This window comes from Nocardiopsis akebiae, assembly GCF_018316795.1.
Taxonomy (GTDB): Bacteria; Actinomycetota; Actinomycetes; order Streptosporangiales; family Streptosporangiaceae; genus Nocardiopsis; species Nocardiopsis dassonvillei.
In genome coordinates this window covers 5,603,108-5,621,363 of sequence record NZ_CP074132.1, presented here as the reverse complement: position 1 = coordinate 5,621,363, position 18,256 = coordinate 5,603,108, and the positions used below count along the sequence as shown (strand labels likewise).

Below are 18,256 nucleotides of genomic sequence, written 5' to 3'. Positions count from 1 at the left end.
TGCCAAGGCCCTCGTGTCGCCCGGGGAGCCGACCGGTCCCGGGCGGGCCCCGCGGACCCCGCCCCGCGCGGGCGCGGGAACCGGTCAGGCGGCCCTAGGCCGCGGACTCCTCGTCGCCGTCGGGGGCGGAACCGCGCCTGCGGGCCGCGTACACCGCCGCGCCGCCCGCGCCGACGGCCACCGCGGCCGCGGTCAGCAGACCGGCCAGCGCGACACCGGTGTTGGGCAGGCCCGGAGTGCCGCCGCCGTCCCCGTCACCGGGGCCGGGCGTGGGACCGCCGTCTCCGTCTCCGTCACCGCCTCCGCCCGGAACCCGAACCTCCTCGTCCACGCTCACGGTCAGCGAGACCGGGTCCAGCTGCTCCCCGGCGGCGTAGAAGTCCGCGAACGCGGGCACACCCTCGGCGGTCAGGGTCGCGGGGATCGGCTCCCAGCTCAGGACGCCCTCCTCCAGCGCGTAGTCCACACCGGTCAGGTCCAGCCCGGCCAGCGCCACGTCCTCGTAGACCACCGTGTCCTCCCCGTTCAGCGGCTTGCTCGTCACGTCGGCGTACAGCACGCCCGCTGTGCCGTCGATCGTCACGCGCGGGTCGCTGACCGTCATGCTCAGCAGCGGGTCGGCGCCGTCGTGCACGTGGCCCTCGAAGAGCACCGTGCCCTCGAACGCGATGTCGGCGGTGGACGCGGACAGGTCCACCTCACCGCTGCCGTCGGTGAACGCGAAGGTCCCGTCCCCGTTCTCGCCGGCGCCGTCGCTCGGGGTGATCTCGCCCCGGGCGATGTTGCCGGTGATGTAGTCGCGGAAGGACTCCTTGACGCCCCAGTCCGCGCGGCCGTTGTGGACGGTGAGCGGCCCCTCGGCGGGGTCGGTCGGCCCGTCGGTCGGGTCCGTGGGCTCCTCGGTGGGCTCCTCCACGGAGGTGAAGGAGACCGGCGTCCACACGTCCTGGTCGCGGTTGGCGATGTCGGTGTGGTCGTTGAACACCGCCACGTAGCACTGCGTCCGCGCGCAGTCGTGGACGGTGCCGTCCGCCTCGTAGGAGCCGGTCACCTGGAGTTCGGCGCTGAAGGAGCCGTCCTCGCCGGGGGCGTCGGCTCCGCGCAGCCACACCGCGCCGGTGTGGTGGGCCGGGTAGGAGTCGGCGGACCGCGGGGCGGCGGTCAGGGCCGCGTAGACGCCCTGGCCGGGGCGGAAGCCCGTGCCCTCGACGGTGACGGTGTCGCCCGCGGGGTCCAGGTCGCTGGCCGGGGCCACCGTGACGCGCGGGTCGTGCACCGGCTCACCGGGGCCGCCCGGGTCGGTGACGTCGTCGATCCCGGCGGTGAAGGAGAGCGGGTCCATCGGGGCGCCCGCGGCGTAGAAGCCCGCGAACGGCTCCACCGCGTCGGCGTGCAGCGTGCCCGCCGTGGAGGTGAAGGTGATCTCCTCGCCCTCCACGGCCACCTCGGCGCCGGTCAGTTCGGTGACCGCGACCTCGCCGTACTCGACCAGGCCGCCCGGGGGCAGGTCGGGGTCGGCACCGCCGAACTCGCGGCTGGTGACGTCGGCGAAGACCGTGGCGGTGTCGCCCCCGAACACCACACGGGGGTCGGAGACGCGTACCTCCAGGACGGGGCCCTGGCCGTAGTCGTGCCCGGTGAAGACGACCGTCCCGGAGAAGCTCACGTCACCGGAGGCGTCCTCCTTGGAGACCGCGCCCCCGGCGGTGGGGAAGTCGACGGTGCCGTCGGCCAGGAGGGCCGCCCCGTCGGAGGCCTCGTAGCCGCCGTGCGCGATCGGGCTGCCCACGTAGTTGCGGAAGGACTCCTTCACGCCCCAGGAGGCGGAGCCCCCGGCGAGGGGGAGCACCTCGTCGGCCGAGGCGGCCGGGGCGGCGGACACGGCGAACGTGCCGCCCAGGACGGCCGCGCCCGCGTAGGCGGTGAGGAGGCGCAGCGCCCGGCGGAGTCCGCCCGGTGCCGTGCTCCCTCGGGTCGGGGTGGTGGTCATCGTCGGTCCAATCAGTGAGGGGGATGGTGATGGTCGGTCCCCGGCGACTGCCGGGACCTGGTGGTGCGGCGAACCCCTGCGGAGCGGGTGCGGTGGGGTGTGCCTGTGGCACGGGGGGTGGGCGGGGCGCCGCGGCGGCGTGCCGAACGGGGGTTCGGCGCGGGCGCCGCGGGTTCCCGCCGTGCCCGCCGGGGGACGGGCGGGCACGGCGGTCTCGGGGGCCGGAACCCCGTACGGAGGACCGGCCGCGGGTTCAGGCCGTGTCCGCGGTGGCTTCCCGGGCTCGGCGGCGGGTGGCGACCAGTGCCGCCCCGCCGGTCAGGACGGCCACGGCTGCGGCCAGGACCAGGCCGTACAGAGCGCCGCCGGTGCGGGGCAGGGGGCCGGAAGCGCTGCCCGGGCCCCCGCCGGTCGCGGCGTCACCGTTACCGCCCGAGCCGCCGCCGGACCCGGTGTCTCCCGAACCGCCGGAGCCCCCGGAGTCTCCTGAGCCGTCGGAGCCCCCTCCGTTCCCGGAGCCGCCGCCGAAGGAGACGGGGACGAACACGTCCTGACTGCGGTCGCTGGGGCGGGTGTGGTCGTTGCGCGTGACCACCGCGCACTCGGTTCCCGGGTCGGCGCAGTCGGTGTTCTCGTCGCCGGCCCCGACCCTCAGTTCGACACTGAACCCGCCGTCGGCTCCGCCGCCGGTGTAGGGGACGGCCAGTCCCTCGCCGTAGGGCGGCGGGTTGCTGGAGACCCAGACCGAGGCGCCGCTCGACCCCTCCGTGTCCACGCCGCCGATGCAGGGGCCGGGCGCCTGGTCGGGCCCGGCGCCGCTGGTGTCGCACAGGGCCACGTAGATCCCCTTGGCGGTGTCGTATCCGGAGCCGGTGACCGTGACGGTCTCGCCCTCGGGGTCGAGTCCGCTGGTCTTGGAGACGCTCAGGGCCGGGTCGCCCGGCTCACGGGCCACGGGGGCCGCGGGCGCGGCGGCCTGCGGCCGGCTCTGCGGGCCGGTGCGGGGTTCGGTCCGCGGTGCGGGGCCCGAGAAGGCCACCGGGACCCGCCCCACGACCGCGTCGGGGGCCGGTGCCGAGGGCGGGGTCACCGGGGCGGCGTCGGTCGCGCCGGTCGTCTCCGCCGGGTCGCTGTCCTCCCCGGAGGGCTCCGTGCCCGCGTCGGGTCCCGGAACCGGGGGAGCGCCCCCGGCGGGGCCCTCGTCCTCCGGCCCGGTGCCGGTTTCGACCAAGCGCACCTCGAAGGGGGCGTCGGAGGCGTCCGGACCGGCGTGGGCGGCGAACCCGGTGCCGGTGTCCAGGCTGAGGCTGAAGGTGCCGCGCTCGCCGACCTCGACGGTCACCGCGTTCGCGGTGTCGGCGACCGGTTCGCCCTCCGCCTCCGGGACGGCCCAGGTGGCGGCCTCCAGCAGGGAACCGGGCTCGTGACCGATCCCGGAGACGGTGACGGTGTCACCCCCGGGGTCCAGACCCCGGGTCCGGTCCACGGTGGTGACGCGCGGACGGACGGGGCCCTGGTCGGGGTAGGGGCCGGGCACGGGCTGGGCGAGCGCCGCCGTCGGGGCGGACAGCACCAGCGCGGCGGTGACGGCCAGGGGCGGGACGAGCCCGCGGCGCCGCCCGTTCCTCGGGCGGAGGGAAAGCGCTGCTTGCATCGGGGGCCTTCGCGTTCGTGCGGGTTCGGTCGGGGTCCACCACCCGCGTGAGGGGAAATTCGGTTAGGTTACGCTTACCTTAGCGAAGTGAGCCTTACCTAACCTGAAGTTCGCGCCGGAACAGTTGAACACCGAACCATCGGGCTTGTCAAGATGATGACGAGGTGTCATAAAAAGCGTCGTCGCGTCCCGCTCTCCCCGCGACAGCGCCCGTGCCGCCGGCACACGGAACCCCGAAAGCGACCGCCATGCCCCACACCGTCCCCCGGCCCGTTCCGCGCGAACGCTCCCGTCCCAGCGGCCTCCGTCCCACCGCTCCGCGCGTCCGCTCCACAGCTCCCCGCGCCCTCGCCGCCGCCTGCGCGCTCGTGCTCGCCCTGGCCGGGTGCACCGGCGGCGCCTCCCCAGACGGCGACCCCGCCGCCTCCGGCGACGCGCCCGGCATCCCCGACCTCGCCGAGAACCGCCTCCAGATCCTGGAGGAACCAGCGGAGCCCCGACTGCCCGTGACCGTCGAATCGGTGGTCCTGGACCCCTACCGCACCAGCTCCGACCCCCTGGAGTACGAGCGGGTCGAGGTCACCGACACCAGCCGCGTCCTCCCGCTCACCGGCGGCCTCGCCGAGATCGTCTTCACCCTGGGCCTGGGCGACGACGTCGTCGGCCGCGACGTCGGCGCCACCTTCGAGGAGGCCGCCCACCTGCCCACGGTCAGCGAGGCGCACGAGGTATCCGCCGAGAGCGTGCTGTCCCTGGAACCCACGGTGGTCCTCGCCGACACCCAGACCGGACCGCCAGAGGCCATCGAGCAGATCCAGAACTCCGGCGTCCCCGTCGTCATCGTGGAGGAGGCCTGGTCCATCGACGGGATGTACCCGCGCTTCGAGCGCGTGGCCGAGGCCCTCGGCGTCCCGGCCGGCGGCGCGGCCCTGGCCGAACGCACGCGCGAGCAGATGGCCGGGGTCCGCGCCGACTCCACCGCGGTCAGCGGCGACCCCCTCGTCGCCTTCCTCTACCTGCGCGGCACCGCCGGGGTCTACCTCCTGGGCGGACCCGGATCGGGCGCCGACGCCATGCTGGCCGAGATAGGCGCCCGCGACGCCGGGGTCGAGATGGGCCTGACCACACCCTTCACCCCCATCACCACCGAGGCCCTCATCGCCGCCCAGCCCGACGTGCTCCTGGTGATGACCAAGGGACTGGAGTCGGTCGGCGGGATCGAGGGGCTCGTCCAGATCCCCGGCGTCGCCCAGACCCCGGCCGGTGCCGCGCGCGCCGTCGTCGACTTCGAGGACGGCGTCCTGCTCAACTTCGGCCCCCGCACCCCGCAGGTCGTCGCGGCCCTCGCCGACGAACTCGCCGCCGTCAGCGCGGGGGAGGGGGAACGGTGACCGCTCCCGGCAGGCCCGCGGACGGCGTCCCGGACGGCGCCCAGGGCATCCCCGAAGGGTCCGTCCGAGCGGACGACGGCACACCCTCCCCCGAGCCGCACGGAACCAGCGCCTCCGTACCCGCTTCTCCCGCAGCCCCGTTCGGCACATCGTTCACTCCGGCCACCCCGCAGGACCCTTCCGGAGCAGCCGCCGCCACAACCGCACCGACCGCCTCGAAGGCCACGACCGCACCGGTCGCCCCACGGGACCGGCGCGCCCTGCGCCGTCTGCGCGCCGTGCTCCTGTTCGCCTCGCTCGCCGGTGGCCTCCTCGCGGTCGCGGTCGTCGCCGCCGGGGCCGGGGCCTACCCCGTCCCACCCGGCCAGGTCGCCGCCTCGCTCCTGCACGCCCTCGGCCTGGAGGCGGGCACCTCGCCCGACCGGATCGGCCACACCGTCCTGTGGGACGTGCGCCTGCCCCGCGTCGCCCTGGCCGTCATGGTCGGCGCCGCCCTGGGCGCGGCGGGCGCCATGATGCAGGGCGTCTTCGGCAACCCCCTGGCCGAACCCGGCGTCATCGGCGTCTCCTCCGGCGCGGCCGTCGGCGCGATCGCCGTCATCTTCACCGGTCTGACCGTCCTCGGCCACTGGACGATCATCGCCTCCTCCTTCGTGTTCGGCCTGGCCACCACCCTGTTCGTGTACGTGTTCGCGCGCTCGCGCGGACGCACCGAGGTCGTCACCCTGCTGCTCACCGGGATCGCCGTCAACGCGATCGCCGGTGCGGCCATCGGCCTGATGACCAACTTCTCCCAGGACGCCGAGATCCAGACCATCACCTTCTGGCAGCTCGGCAGCGTCTCCACCGCCACCTGGGCCAAGGTCGCCGCCATCGCCCCGTGCCTGCTGCTCGGGCTGTCCGTCATCCCCTTCCACGCGCGCCGCCTGGACCTGCTCGCCCTAGGTGAGGGGCCCGCCGGCCACCTGGGCGTGGACGTGGAACGCACCCGCCTGGTCCTGATCTGCGCCATGGCCCTGCTCACCTCGGCCGCCGTCGCCTTCGCCGGGATCGTCTCCTTCGTGGGCCTGGTCGTCCCGCACATCATCCGCATGGTCACCGGACCCGGGCACCGGGTCCTGCTGCCCGCCAGCGCCCTGGGCGGCGGCCTGCTCCTGCTCGCCGCCGACCTGCTCGCCCGCACCGTCGCGGCCCCCGCCGAGATCCCCCTGGGCGTGGTCACCGCGGCCCTGGGCGGTCCGTTCTTCTTCTACCTGCTGTACCGCACCCGTGCCCGGCAAGGAGGCTGGTCGTGAGCGCCCTCGTCCGACTGCGGCGACGGGTCGCCGCCGCCTCCCCGCTGTACGGGCCGCCCTCGCGCCCCGCCCGGGTCCCGCCCGGAGAGGAGATTCTCCGGGCCGAGGGCGTCACCGTCCGCCGGGGAGGCCGCGCCCTGCTCGACGGGGTCGGACTCACCGTGCGGGCCGGGGAACTGCTGGCCCTGGTCGGGCCCAACGGTGCGGGCAAGTCCACACTGCTCGCCGCCCTGTCGGGTGACGTCACCGGGGCGCCCGGCCGGGGGGAGGCCGACGCCGGGACCGTCCGCGTCCACGGCCGCCCGCTCACCGACTGGACGCCCCCCGAACTGGCGCTGCGCCGCGCGGTCCTGCCCCAGGAGGCGTCGGTCAGCTTCCCGTTCCCCGTCGCCGACATCGTGTCCATGGGCCGCGCCCCCTGGGCGGGGCTGGCCGCCGCGGCCGAGGACGAAGCCCTCACCGCCGCCGCGATGGAGAGCACGGGCGTGTCCGACCTGGCCGAACGGCGCTTCCCCACGCTCTCGGGGGGCGAGCGCGCGCGGGTGATGCTCGCCCGAGTCCTGGCCCAGGACACCCAGCTGCTCCTGCTGGACGAGCCGACCGCCGCCCTGGACATCCGGCACCAGGAACTCGTACTGGATCTGGCTTCCCAACTCGCGGAGGGCGGCGGTGCGGTTATCGTGGTCCTGCACGATTTGGGGCTTGCGGCAGCCTACGCCCATCGTGTGGCGATACTCTCCCGAGGGCGGGTCGCCGCTCAGGGCTCCCCCGCCGACGTGTTCACCGCGTCGCTGCTCAGCTCCGTCTACCAGCACGAGGTCGAAGTCCTACCGCACCCGCGTACCGGAGTCCCGCTGGTCGTCCCCCTCAGATAGGGGACGGGTGCACACGGAAGCGTCCACAGGAGTAGGTCGTATTGGTGTCCACAACTGAACGGCAGTTCCACGAGGGTCCCCGGCCCGGGCGCGGGGAGGGGCGTGGACGTCGGGCCTCCGGCGGCCGACGGCGCCGCCCCAGGCCCAGGGCCACCCCCGGCGACGTCGTGCGCGGCATCGTCCGGTTCTTCGGCGAGATCATGCTGACCGCCGGTCTGCTCATGCTCTTCTACGCCGGATACGAGGTGTACGGCTCCCAGTGGGAGACCGACCGCGAACAGCAGGACCTGGCCCAGGGGCTGGAGGAGGCCTGGTCCGCCGACCAAGCGGCCGCGCAGGCCGGTCCGGACTCCGAGCCCCTGCCGGGCAGCGCCGACAGCCGCCTGTACGTGCCGAGCCTGGACCTGGACTGGGTTGTGGTCAACGGCACCACGCAGGACGACATCCGCTACAGCCCGGGCCACTACACCGAGTACCCCAGCGCCCCCGGCGGCGAGGGCAACTACGCCGTGGCAGCCCACCGCACCCCCGGCCTGTTCTGGGACCTGGACCTGCTCCAGAACGGCGACGTCATGGTGCTGGAGGACGGGGAGAACTTCTACACCTACGAGGTCTTCCGCGACGAGACGGTCCTGCCCACCGACGTGTGGGTGATCGAGCCGGACCCGTTCGACGACGCCACCGACGAGGAGCCGGGCAGGTCCCTGCTCACCCTCACCACGTGCGCGCCCAAGCTGAACAACACGCACCGCCTCATCGTCTGGGCGGAGCTTGTGGAGACCACGCCCAAGTCCGAGGGGATGCCCGACTCGATCGCGCACATGGCTCCCCAGGCCAGCGAGTAAGGAACGCGAATGTACGGTCTGATCTGGCGCGTCCTGCCCGGTCCGTGGGTCTCCAAGCTCATCCTGGCGCTCGGACTGGTGGTGGGCGCCGCCCTGCTGCTGTGGTTCTTCGCCTTCCCGGCCATCTCGCCGCACATGCCCTTCAACGACGGCGCCGTCGACGTGGAGGGCTCCCAGACCGGGAGCGGCGCGGAGTCCGGGGGCGGCGGGGAAGCGGAAACGGACGGGGTGTCCGGGTAGTCCGGGACGCGTGTGGACGACGGGGCGACCGGCGGGAACCGGCGGCCTTCCGGGCGGCGGGACACGCCGTGTGCGCGGCGCCACTGGCCTGCCTCCCGGAACGGTCCACGGTCCCCGCTAACCTCGTGGGGGTGATTAACGGGGGACGGTTCGCAGCATGACGGTGACGCAGACCACGACGGAGGACCGGCTCAGAGGCCTCCGCGCATGGCAGCGGGAGGCGTTCGAGGAGTACTTCCGCCGGGAACCGCGGGACTTCCTCGCCGTGGCCACCCCCGGTGCGGGCAAGACCACCTTCGCCCTCACCCTGGCCAGCGAGCTCCTCCAACGGCACACGGTGCGCGCCATCACCATCGTGTGCCCCACCGACCACCTCAAGAAGCAGTGGGCCGAGGCGGCCGCCCGGTTCGGCATCGCCATCGACCCCGACTTCCGCAACGGGCAGGGCGCCCTGGGCCGCCAGTACGTCGGCGTGGCCGTCACCTACGCCCAGGTCGCCGCCCACCCGATGCTGCACCGCAACCGGACCGAGGCGCGCAAGACCCTCGTCATCTTCGACGAGGTGCACCACGCCGGGGACGCCCTGTCCTGGGGTGACGCGGCCCGCGAGGCCTTCGACCCGGCGGGGCGCCGCCTCTCCCTGACCGGAACCCCGTTCCGGTCCGACATCAACCCCATCCCGTTCGTCGACTACGTCCAGGACGGCGCCGGGGTTCGCCGCTGCTCGTGGGACTACAGCTACGGGTACGGGCCCGCCCTGTCCGACGGGGTCGTGCGCCCCGTCATCTTCATGGCCTACTCCGGCGAGATGCGCTGGCGCACCCGCGCGGGCGACGAGCTCGCCGCCAGGCTGGGCGAACCCCTCACCCAGGACGCGCTCTCCCAGGCGTGGCGGGCCGCCCTGGACCCCAAGGGCGACTGGATCAAGCGGGTGCTCCAGGCAGCCGACCGCCGCCTGACAGAGGTCCGCAAGACCCACCCGGACGCGGGGGCCCTGGTCATCGCCAGCGACCACGAGAACGCGCGCGCCTACTCGCGCATCCTGCGCCAGATCACCGGCAAGGGCGCCACGGTCATCCTGTCCGACGACCCCGGGGCCTCCAAGAAGATCTCCCGGTTCGCCGCGGGCGACGACCGCTGGATGGTCGCGGTGCGCATGGTCTCCGAGGGAGTGGACGTGCCCCGGCTGATGGTGGGCGTGTACGCCACCTCCACCAGCACCGCGCTGTTCTTCGCCCAGGCCATCGGCCGTTTCGTGCGCGTGCGCCAGCGCGGCGAGGTCGCCTCGGTCTTCCTGCCCTCCGTGCCCACCCTGCTGGAGTACGCGGGCGAGATGGAGCGCGAGCGCGACCACGTGCTCGACCGGACCCCCGGAGAGGGCGACGAGTACCCGGAGGAGGACCTGCTCCGGGAGGCCAACAAGAAGCGGGACACCCCCGACGCCGGGGAGGAACTGCCCTTCGAGACCATGGAGTCGGCGGCGGAGTTCGACCGCGCCCTCTACGACGGGGCCGAGTACGGCGGCGCGCCGGGCTCCACGGAGGAGGAGGACTTCCTGGGCCTGCCCGGCCTGCTCGACCCGCAGCAGGTGTCCCAGCTCCTGCGCAAGCGCAAGGCCGACCTCAAGGCGAGCGAGATCAAGGCCCGCAAGGTGGAGGAGCCCGTCGAGGAGGACGGGCCCACCCACCAGGTCCTGGCCGACCTGCGCCGCGAGCTGAGCGGTCTCGTGGGCGCCTGGCACCACCGCACCGGCAAGCCGCACGGAGTGATCCACAACGAGCTGCGCCGCGCCTGCGGCGGGCCGCCCGTCGCGCAGGCCACCCCGACGCAGATCCGCGAGCGGATCGCCAAGATCCGCGTCTGGGCCGTCGGCGGGCGGTAGTCCACCCGGAACGGGCAAACACTTCGCAAGCTCGCGCATGTCCCATAAGCCCTTCGTGTCCGCTTCCTTACCTTGTGTGAGATGAGCGGACACAGCCCTCGCGGCGGCTCAGCCGCGCTCTGCACCGGACTGCTGATGTGCGGGTTCGCCCTGGCCGGAATGGTCACGGTCACGGCGCCCGGCACCGTGGCGACCGACTCCCCGCGCGCCCAGTCGGCGCAGGGGGAGTCCGAACCGCTGGAACCCTGCCCGCCCGGCGCCGCCAGGGTCACCGACCCGGACGCGGCCGGTCGGCCCACCGGCGGCAGCGAGGTGACGCCGCGTCAGGCGGCCCTGTACGAACAGCAGCTCCAGGAGGCACTCGTGCCCCTGCGGGGACAGGAGCTCCAGCCGCCCCACACCGTCCCGGTCGTTGTGCACGTCATCTCCGCCGAGGACGGCCGCGGCGAGGTCAGCGACGAACGCGTCCAAAGGCAGATCGACGTCCTCAACGCCGCCTACGGCGGCGACACCGCCGCGGACCCGGCCCAGGCCGCCGAGGCGGCCCGCCGGGCAGGGGGCGCGGGCACCGCCGCACCCACCGACACCGGCTTCCGCTTCGAGCTCAGCGAGGTCACCCGCACCACCAACGACGAGTGGTTCACCAGCTTCGCCGAACACCGCGACACCGTCCACGCCGAACTGCGCCAGGGTGACGCGGCGACCCTCAACATCTACACCTCGAACCTGGGCACCGGCCTGCTCGGCTACTCCTCCTTCCCCCAGGACTACGAGGAGGCGCCCGAACAGGACGGCGTGGTGATCTCCCACGACACCCTGCCCGGCGGAGGCCGGGACCGGTTCGACCTCGGCCACACCGGTACCCATGAGGTGGGCCACTGGCTCGGGCTCTTCCACACCTTCCAGAACGGCTGCTCCTCGCCCGGCGACTACGTGGACGACACCGCCTACGAGCGCGAGGCCGCCTCCGGCTGCCCCGAGGGCCGCGACACCTGCCCCGAGCAGGAGGGCGAGGACCCCGTCACCAACTTCATGAACTACAGCGACGACGCCTGCATGACCCACTTCACCGAGGGCCAGGCCGCGCGCATGGTCGAGCACTGGGCGGCCTTCCGCGCCTGACGCGGCGGCGCCCCGCGGCGCGTGGCCGGGACCGTGCGCGGGCCCGGCCGCCGCTAGGCTTGGTCCCATGGCAGCGAACACGTACCTGACCGGGATCAAGCCCACCGGCGACTTCCACCTGGGCAACTACATCGGCGCGATCAAGCCCGCCCTGAGCGCGGCCACGGCCTACGACACCTACTACTTCATCGCCGACTACCACGCGCTCAACACCATCAAGGACGCCGACGAACTCCGCCACAGCATCCGGTCAGGCGCTGCCACCTGGCTCGCGTGCGGGCTCGACCCCGAGCGGACGATCGTCTACCAGCAGTCCCGGGTGCCCGAGACCTTCGAGCTCACCACCATCCTGAGCGCCCTGACCCCCAAGGGCCTCATGAACCGCGCGCACGCCTACAAGGCCGCCCGCGACCGCAACAACGAGGCCGGGATCACCGACCTGGACGCCGGGATCAACATGGGGCTGTACAACTACCCCATCCTCATGGCCGCGGACATCCTCGTCATGGAGGGCACCCACGTCCCCGTGGGCCGCGACCAGTCCCAGCACATCGAGTACACCGCCGACATCGCCGGGTACTTCAACCACCGCTTCGGCGGGGCCTACAGCTTCCCCGTCCCCAAGGGCGTCATCGACGACAGCGACGCGAGCATCCTGCCCGGCGTCGACGGCCGCAAGATGAGCAAGTCCTACGACAACCACATCCCGCTCTTCCTGCCGGAGAACAAGCTCAAGAAGGCCGTGCGCCGCATCCCCACCGACTCCACGCCGGTCGAGGACCCCAAGGACCCCGACAGCTCGGTGCCCTTCCAACTGCTCACGCACTTCGCCGACGCCCGGAAGGTCTCCGAGGTGCGCAAGCGCCTGGAGGCTGGCGGCATGGGCTGGGGCGACCTCAAGAACGAGCTGTTCGAGGCGATCAACGCCGAACTGGGCCCCAAGCGGGAGCGCTACGAGGAGCTGATGGCCGACCCGGCCCGGATCGACGCCGTCCTGGCGGCCGGGTCCGAGCGCGCCCGCGAGCGCGCCCGCGCCACCCTGGAGCGCGTGCGAGCCGCCGTCGGCGTCGTCTGACGCGCGGGGGCGGCGGCGCCCGCCGCCGCCCCCGGCTCCCGTACGGGGCCTCAGCCGACCAGCGGCTCGCCCTCCAGCTCCACGCCCGCCTCGCGCAGCCGCTCCAGCGCCGCGTCCACGGTCGGGCGCGACACCCCGGCGGTCAGGCCGAGCAGCACCCGCGTGCGCAGGCCCTCGGCCACCGCGTCCAGGGCGGTCGCCTTCACGCAGTGGTCCATGGCGATGCCCACGACGTCCACCTCGTCCACGCCGCGCTCGCGCAGCCACGAACCCAGTGTGACCCCGCCCTCCCCGGTCACGCCCTCGAAGCCGCTGTAGGCGGCCGTGTAGTGCCCCTTGTCGAAGACCTCCTCGGCCAGCGAGGCGTCGAAGCCGGGGTGGAACTCCACCCCGGGCGTGCCCGCCTCGCAGTGGCGCGGCCAGCTGTCCACGAAGTCGGGCTCCTCCGAGAAGTGCTTCCCCGGGTCGATGTGGAAGTCGCGCGTGGCCACCACGTGGTCGTAGTCGCTCGCACGGGCGTACTCGGTGACGGCGGCCGCGGTGCTGGCCCCGCCCGCCACCCCCAGGTTTCCTCCCTCGCAGAAGTCCTTCTGCACGTCCACCACGATGAGCGCCCTCACAGCGGCACCCCTTTCCTTGTCGTCGGATCCGCCCGGGTCCGTGCACCACCGCCGGTCCGTCCCGCGCCGCCCCCGTGTCGGGGGTCACCCGGAGGGCCGTTCGCCGGTGCGCGGGCCCTGACGCGACATCCTCTAGTGGAACACCGTCGGCAGCGCGGCCTCGCCGCGCGACATCCGCAGGGCTTGCTCGGGGAGCTCCGCCACCGCCGCCCGGTGCCGCTCCCGGGCCTCGTGCACGCTCTCGCGGCCCACCACCACGCCGTCGGCGACCAGGGGACGCAGCAGCGGCCGCGTTCCCACCTGCGGGGACGGGGGGTGGGGGTAGACGTCCTCGGACACGGCCGTCCCCTTGTCGTCCAGCCGCCGCGACGCCCACTTGCGCCCGCCCCGGCTCGGCTTGCCCACCGAGCGCTTGGCCACCGGCTCCAGCGGTGCGTCCTCCTCCAAGCCGCGCGCCCGCGCCACCAGCTTGTACACCAGGGACACCGTCGGCGCGCCCGAACCGGTCACCAGGGAGGTGCCCACCCCGTAGCCGTCCACCGGCGCCACCGCCAGGGCCTGGATGGAGTGCTCGTCCAGGTCCCCGGTCACCACGATGCGGGTGTCCGTCGCGCCAAGCGAGTCCAACTGCGCCCGCACGCGCCCGGCGTGGGCGGCCAGGTCGCCCGAGTCGATCCGCACCGCGCCCAGCCCGCGTCCGGCCAGCTCCACGGCGGTGCGCACCGCGCGCTCCACGTCGTAGGTGTCCACCAGCAGGGTCGTCCCCTCGCCCAGGGACTCCAGCTGCGCCTTGAACGCGTGCCGCTCGCTGTCGTGCAGCAGCGTGAACGCGTGCGCGGCCGTTCCGCCGGTGGGCACGCCGTGGGAGCGCCCGGCCTCCAGGTTGGAGGAGGTGGCGAACCCCGCGACGTAGGCGGCGCGGGCCGCGGCGACCGCGGACCGCTCGTGCGTGCGCCGAGAACCCATCTCGATCAGCGGCCGATCGCCCGCCGCCACCGCCATCCGCGTCGCGGCCGAGGCGATCGCGCTGTCGTGGTTGTACACCGACAGGGCCAGCGTCTCCAGGAGCACGGCCTCGGCGAAGGAGGCCTCCACCACCAGGATCGGGGAGCCGGGGAAGTAGGCCTCGCCCTCGCCGTAGCCCCACACGTTGCCCGAGAACCGGTAGTCGGCCAGCCACTCCACGGTGCGCTCGTCCACGACCCCGTTGTCGGACAGGAAGTCGAGTTCCTCCGTGCCGAACCGGAACCGCTCCAGCAGCTCCAGGAAACGGCCCGTTCCGGCCACGACTCCGTACCTGCGCCCCTCCGGCAGCCGTCGGGCGAACATCTCGAACACCGAGTGACGGGCGGCGGCGCCGCTGTGCAGCGCCCCCTGGAGCATCGTCAGTTCGTAGTGGTCGGTGAGCAGCGCGCTGCTGCTGTCCTCGCTCATGCGCACGAGCCTAATCCGTGCCGGGTGGGACGGACGATGTCGCCCCACCAGCACCGGGCCGCCGCGGCCTCGGTGTTCGCCAACAATACCCATTTGGTTGGTAGGGAACCGGATGTAGGTACCCTGGTGAGCATGCTGAGGATTGATCGCGCGATCTACGACAGGATCGTCGCACACGCCCGCCGCGACCACCCGGACGAGGCGTGCGGCGTCGTGGCCGGACCCGAGGGCTCCGACAGCCCCGAACGCCTCGTCGAGATGGTCAACGCCGAACGGTCGCCGACCTTCTACCGGTTCGACTCCCTCGAACAGCTCAAGGTCTGGCGGGAGATGGACGACCGCGACGAGGAACCCGTCGTGATCTACCACTCCCACACCGCGACCGAGGCCTACCCCTCGCGCACCGACGTCTCCTACGCGTCCGAGCCGGGCGCCCACTACGTGCTCGTGTCCACGCGCGAGCCCGACACCGTCGAGTTCCGCTCCTACCGGATCGTCGACGGCCAGGTCACCGAGGAACCGGTGGAGGTCACCGGGCCCGGCGACGGCGCCGCGACCGCCCCTTAGGTTCCACACCACACCGGGCGGCGCCCAGGAATGGGCACCGCGCGCCCCCTGTTGGCAATGAACGCACACCAACGACCGCTAACGGAGAAACCCTCATGGCCATCAAGGTCCGTATCCCGACCATCCTGCGCAACCTGACCGGCGACGCCAAGGAGGTCGAGGGGTCCGGCGACACTCTCGCCGAGCTGTTCGCCGACCTGGACAGCCGTTACCCCGGCATCGCCGAGCGCCTGGTGAACGATGGCAAGCTGCGCCGCTTCGTCAACGTCTACCTCAACGACGAGGACGTGCGCTTCGTCGGCGGTCTGGAGGCCAAGCTCTCCGACGGCGACGACGTGACGATCCTGCCGGCCGTGGCCGGCGGAAGCCGCTAGGCCGCACATGCGCTACGACTCCCTGCTCGACTCCCTCGGCGGCACGCCGCTCGTCGGCCTGCCCCGGCTCTCGCCCTCGCCGCAGGTCCGGCTCTGGGCGAAACTGGAGGACCGCAACCCCACCGGCTCGATCAAGGACCGCGCCGCGTTCTTCATGATCGAACAGGCCGAGAAGGACGGGCTCCTCTCCCCGGGGTGCACCATCCTGGAGCCGACGTCGGGGAACACCGGCATCTCGCTGGCCATGGTCGCCAAGCTGCGCGGCTACCGCATGGTCTGCGTCATGCCGGAGAACACCTCCGCCGAGCGCAAGCAGCTGCTGGCCATGTGGGGGGCCGAGGTCCACTTCTCCGAAGCCGCGGGCGGCTCCAACGAGGCCGTCCGCGTCGCCAAGGAGATGGCCGCGGCCCACCCCGACTGGGTGATGCTCTACCAGTACGGCAACCCGGCCAACGCCCGGGCCCACTACGAGACCACCGGGCCCGAGATCCTCGCCGACCTGCCGGGGATCACCCACTTCGTGGCGGGGCTGGGCACCACCGGCACCCTCATGGGCGTGGGCAGCTACCTGCGGGAACACCGGCCCGACGTGCAGATCGTGGCGGCCGAGCCCCGGTACGGCGAGCTGGTGTACGGGCTGCGCAACCTCGACGAGGGGTTCGTGCCCGAACTCTACGACGAGTCCGTGCTCACCACCCGCTTCTCCGTGCCCTCCGAAGCCGCCCTCAGGCGGACCCGGGAACTCCTGGACAAGGAGGGCATCTTCGCGGGGGTCTCCACCGGCGGCGCCCTGCACGCCGCGCTGGGCATGGCCCGCAAGGCCGAGAAGGCGGGGGAGAGCGCCGACATCGCGTTCGTCATCGCCGACGCCGGGTGGAAGTACCTGTCCACCGGTGCCTACGAGGGCACGCTGGAGGAGGCGGAGGAACGTCTCGACGGCCAGCTCTGGGCCTAGGCTCCGGGGTCTGGACGAGACCCGCCCGGCGCCCGCCGCGACCCGTCCGGGAGCGGCGGTCCGGGCCCGGCGGAGGCCGGCACCTTCGGGTGCCGGCCTCCGCGCCGTTCTGAACACCGGTGAAACACGCCTCGAACAAACAAGACATACGTCGTCAAGCGGTGTGAAAAATTCACACGTGATCGAGGTCGCGTGAGACGCGGGCCACATTTTGTACCACCCGGGCGGGCATTGGGGTACACCCGTAACAACGGGACATCCGCAGAACCAGCCGCCATCCGCACTCCGCACAGACTCTCGGCGGGAGTGCCACGGACGCCGCGCGGCCCATCGAGAAGGCGACGACGACGTGCGACTCACGATTATCGGGTCCTCGGGGAGCTTCCCCGGGCCGGACAGCCCGGCTTCCTCCTACATGCTCGAAGCGGACGGCTACCGCCTCCTGCTCGACATGGGCAACGGCGCGCTCGGAACTCTCCAGCGGCACGTCGACATCTACTCCGTCGACGCCGTCTACCTGAGCCACCTGCACGCCGACCACTGCTTCGACCTGTGCTCGTACTGGGTGGCCAGGGCCTACCACCCGGGCGGCGCCAAACCCCGCATTCCGGTCTACGGGCCCGGGGGCGTGGCCCGGCGGATGGCCGAGGCCTACGGTCTGGAGCCCGACCCGGGCATGACCGAGGTGTTCGAGTTCCACGAGCTCTCCCCCGGCCCGTTCCGGATCGGCCCCTTCCAGGCCCGTGTCGACCACGTCAACCACCCGGTGGAGGCCTTCGGCATCCGTCTGGAGCACGGCGGCGCCTCCATGGCCTACTCCGGTGACACCGGGGTGTGCGACTCCCTGGTGGACCTGGCCGCCGACACCGACCTGTTCCTGTGCGAGGCCGCCTTCCAGGACCACCTCGACCACCCCAAGGACATGCACCTGACGGGCAGCGAGGCGGGCGAACACGCCAGCCGGGCCCGCGCCCGCAGTCTGCTGCTGACCCACCTGGTGCCGTGGAACGACGACGACGTCACCCTCACCGAGGCGCGCTCCACCTACGACGGGCCCATCGGCCTGGCCCGCAGCGGCCAGGTCCACACGGTCGGCGGCTGACCGGGGACGCGGGACGGCCGCGCGGTTGCGCACTCCAGCACCGCGGGGCACTCCACGGATATACGCTCTTGTCCATGGCCCGACCTGACGGACGCGTTCCGACCCAACTCCGCCCTGTGACCATCACCCGCAACTGGCTCCGCCACGCGGAAGGCTCCGTACTCGTCGAGTTCGGGGACACCCGCGTGCTGTGCGCCGCCAGCGTCGAGGACGGCGTCCCGCGCTGGCGCCGGGGCACCGGAGAGGGGTGGGTCACCGCCGAGTACGCGATGCTGCCCCGCTCCACCGACACCCGCGGCTCCCGCGAGTCGGTCCGCGGCAAGATCGGCGGCCGCACCCACGAGATCTCCCGCCTGGTCGGCCGCTCCCTGCGCGCCGTCGTGGACTTCAAGGCGATGGGCGAGCACACCATCACGCTGGACTGCGACGTGCTCCAGGCCGACGGCGGCACCCGCACCGCCGCGATCACCGGCGCCTACGTGGCGCTCGCAGACGCGATGAAGTGGCTGCGCAAGCGCCGCAAGCTCAAGAACAACCCGCTGACGGGCTCCCTGGCCGCGGTCAGCGTCGGCGTGGTCCAAGGCCAGCCCCGGCTGGACCTGAACTACCTGGAGGACTCGGTCGCCGACACCGACATGAACGTCGTCATCACCGGCGACGGCAAGTTCATCGAGGTGCAGGGCACCGCCGAGGGCGCCCCCTTCGACCGGGACCTGCTCAACCAACTGCTCGACCTCGCGGTCTCCGGCTGCGGGGAACTGACCGCGATCCAGAAGAAGGCACTGTCGGAGTGACCGCCGCCCCACGGGCCGGTGCCCGTACCGGCGGTGCGCCC

Annotated in this window: 17 protein-coding genes; 13 read left to right on the top strand and 4 right to left on the bottom strand. The window is 73.0% G+C overall.

Features of this window, described 5'->3' with window-relative positions; all coding sequences use genetic code 11:
- Positions 1-94 precede the first annotated feature (94 nt).
- Entirely contained in the window at positions 95-1,990 is a 1,896-nt protein-coding gene (locus tag KGD83_RS23975; RefSeq protein ID WP_212641278.1) for an HtaA domain-containing protein, read from the bottom strand.
- A gap of 253 nt (positions 1,991-2,243) precedes the next feature.
- Complete coding sequence (locus tag KGD83_RS23970; RefSeq protein WP_212641277.1) at positions 2,244-3,644, bottom strand: cell wall protein; 1,401 nt, start codon at positions 3,642-3,644, stop codon at positions 2,244-2,246.
- Positions 3,645-3,892: 248 nt separating this feature from the next.
- Between KGD83_RS23970 and KGD83_RS23965 the strand changes: the two genes are divergently transcribed.
- The 8 genes from KGD83_RS23965 to KGD83_RS23930 all read left to right on the top strand — a co-directional run bounded on the left by KGD83_RS23965 (position 3,893) and on the right by KGD83_RS23930 (position 12,369).
- Positions 3,893-5,035, top strand: a complete 1,143-nt coding sequence (locus tag KGD83_RS23965) for a heme/hemin ABC transporter substrate-binding protein (RefSeq protein WP_212641276.1) — start codon at positions 3,893-3,895, stop codon at positions 5,033-5,035.
- Positions 5,032-6,330, top strand: coding sequence for a FecCD family ABC transporter permease (locus tag KGD83_RS23960; RefSeq protein ID WP_212641275.1), 1,299 nt, complete (start codon positions 5,032-5,034; stop codon positions 6,328-6,330). The genes KGD83_RS23965 and KGD83_RS23960 overlap by 4 nt, the downstream gene beginning before the upstream one ends.
- Complete coding sequence (locus KGD83_RS23955; RefSeq protein WP_212641274.1) at positions 6,327-7,205, top strand: heme ABC transporter ATP-binding protein; 879 nt, start codon at positions 6,327-6,329, stop codon at positions 7,203-7,205. Before KGD83_RS23960 ends, KGD83_RS23955 begins: the two co-directional genes overlap by 4 nt.
- A gap of 41 nt (positions 7,206-7,246) precedes the next feature.
- Positions 7,247-8,050, top strand: coding sequence for a class E sortase (locus KGD83_RS23950; RefSeq protein WP_249352014.1), 804 nt, complete (start codon positions 7,247-7,249; stop codon positions 8,048-8,050).
- Between the two features lie 9 nt (positions 8,051-8,059).
- Complete coding sequence (locus tag KGD83_RS23945) at positions 8,060-8,290, top strand: hypothetical protein (RefSeq protein ID WP_212641273.1); 231 nt, start codon at positions 8,060-8,062, stop codon at positions 8,288-8,290.
- Between the two features lie 157 nt (positions 8,291-8,447).
- Positions 8,448-10,172: a DEAD/DEAH box helicase gene (locus KGD83_RS23940; protein ID WP_212641272.1), complete on the top strand. Its 1,725-nt coding sequence runs from the start codon at positions 8,448-8,450 to the stop codon at positions 10,170-10,172.
- A 135-nt stretch (positions 10,173-10,307) separates the two neighbouring features.
- Positions 10,308-11,294: a zinc metalloprotease gene (locus KGD83_RS23935; RefSeq protein WP_212644582.1), complete on the top strand. Its 987-nt coding sequence runs from the start codon at positions 10,308-10,310 to the stop codon at positions 11,292-11,294.
- Between the two features lie 67 nt (positions 11,295-11,361).
- Complete coding sequence (locus KGD83_RS23930) at positions 11,362-12,369, top strand: tryptophan--tRNA ligase (RefSeq protein ID WP_212641271.1); 1,008 nt, start codon at positions 11,362-11,364, stop codon at positions 12,367-12,369.
- 50 nt (positions 12,370-12,419) lie between these two features.
- Here KGD83_RS23930 and KGD83_RS23925 read toward each other — a convergent pair whose 3' ends face one another.
- Positions 12,420-12,989, bottom strand: a complete 570-nt coding sequence (locus KGD83_RS23925; protein ID WP_212641270.1) for a nicotinamidase — start codon at positions 12,987-12,989, stop codon at positions 12,420-12,422.
- 132 nt (positions 12,990-13,121) lie between these two features.
- Positions 13,122-14,423 carry a nicotinate phosphoribosyltransferase gene (locus tag KGD83_RS23920; protein ID WP_212641269.1) on the bottom strand — a complete coding sequence of 434 codons (1,302 nt, stop codon included), beginning with the start codon at positions 14,421-14,423 and terminating at the stop codon, positions 13,122-13,124.
- Positions 14,424-14,555: 132 nt separating this feature from the next.
- Here KGD83_RS23920 and KGD83_RS23915 point away from each other — a divergent pair, with 132 nt between their 5' ends.
- From KGD83_RS23915 to rph, 5 genes are all read left to right on the top strand, one after another.
- Positions 14,556-14,990, top strand: a complete 435-nt coding sequence (locus KGD83_RS23915) for a Mov34/MPN/PAD-1 family protein (protein WP_017567443.1) — start codon at positions 14,556-14,558, stop codon at positions 14,988-14,990.
- Positions 14,991-15,085: 95 nt separating this feature from the next.
- Positions 15,086-15,364 carry a MoaD/ThiS family protein gene (locus KGD83_RS23910; RefSeq protein WP_047868523.1) on the top strand — a complete coding sequence of 93 codons (279 nt, stop codon included), beginning with the start codon at positions 15,086-15,088 and terminating at the stop codon, positions 15,362-15,364.
- 7 nt (positions 15,365-15,371) lie between these two features.
- On the top strand, positions 15,372-16,319 hold the full coding sequence (locus tag KGD83_RS23905) for a PLP-dependent cysteine synthase family protein (protein WP_212641268.1): 948 nt from the start codon (positions 15,372-15,374) through the stop codon (positions 16,317-16,319).
- 349 nt (positions 16,320-16,668) lie between these two features.
- Positions 16,669-17,421 carry an MBL fold metallo-hydrolase gene (locus tag KGD83_RS23900; protein WP_212641267.1) on the top strand — a complete coding sequence of 251 codons (753 nt, stop codon included), beginning with the start codon at positions 16,669-16,671 and terminating at the stop codon, positions 17,419-17,421.
- Between the two features lie 74 nt (positions 17,422-17,495).
- Positions 17,496-18,215 carry a ribonuclease PH gene (rph, locus tag KGD83_RS23895; protein WP_013151440.1) on the top strand — a complete coding sequence of 240 codons (720 nt, stop codon included), beginning with the start codon at positions 17,496-17,498 and terminating at the stop codon, positions 18,213-18,215.
- The last annotated feature ends 41 nt before the right edge of the window (positions 18,216-18,256 follow it).

What these genes read in the sequence shown, in the direction of transcription:
- KGD83_RS23975 (WP_212641278.1), bottom strand. Translation starts at nt 1,990, where the DNA reads ATGACCACCACCCCGACCCGAGGGAGCACGGCACCGGGCGGACTCCGC.
- KGD83_RS23970 (WP_212641277.1), bottom strand. Translation starts at nt 3,644, where the DNA reads ATGCAAGCAGCGCTTTCCCTCCGCCCGAGGAACGGGCGGCGCCGCGGG.
- KGD83_RS23965 (WP_212641276.1), top strand. Translation starts at nt 3,893, where the DNA reads ATGCCCCACACCGTCCCCCGGCCCGTTCCGCGCGAACGCTCCCGTCCC.
- KGD83_RS23945 (WP_212641273.1), top strand. Translation starts at nt 8,060, where the DNA reads ATGTACGGTCTGATCTGGCGCGTCCTGCCCGGTCCGTGGGTCTCCAAG.
- KGD83_RS23940 (WP_212641272.1), top strand. Translation starts at nt 8,448, where the DNA reads ATGACGGTGACGCAGACCACGACGGAGGACCGGCTCAGAGGCCTCCGC.
- KGD83_RS23935 (WP_212644582.1), top strand. Translation starts at nt 10,308, where the DNA reads ATGTGCGGGTTCGCCCTGGCCGGAATGGTCACGGTCACGGCGCCCGGC.
- KGD83_RS23930 (WP_212641271.1), top strand. Translation starts at nt 11,362, where the DNA reads ATGGCAGCGAACACGTACCTGACCGGGATCAAGCCCACCGGCGACTTC.
- KGD83_RS23920 (WP_212641269.1), bottom strand. Translation starts at nt 14,423, where the DNA reads ATGAGCGAGGACAGCAGCAGCGCGCTGCTCACCGACCACTACGAACTG.
- KGD83_RS23915 (WP_017567443.1), top strand. Translation starts at nt 14,556, where the DNA reads ATGCTGAGGATTGATCGCGCGATCTACGACAGGATCGTCGCACACGCC.
- KGD83_RS23910 (WP_047868523.1), top strand. Translation starts at nt 15,086, where the DNA reads ATGGCCATCAAGGTCCGTATCCCGACCATCCTGCGCAACCTGACCGGC.
- KGD83_RS23905 (WP_212641268.1), top strand. Translation starts at nt 15,372, where the DNA reads ATGCGCTACGACTCCCTGCTCGACTCCCTCGGCGGCACGCCGCTCGTC.
- rph (WP_013151440.1), top strand. Translation starts at nt 17,496, where the DNA reads ATGGCCCGACCTGACGGACGCGTTCCGACCCAACTCCGCCCTGTGACC.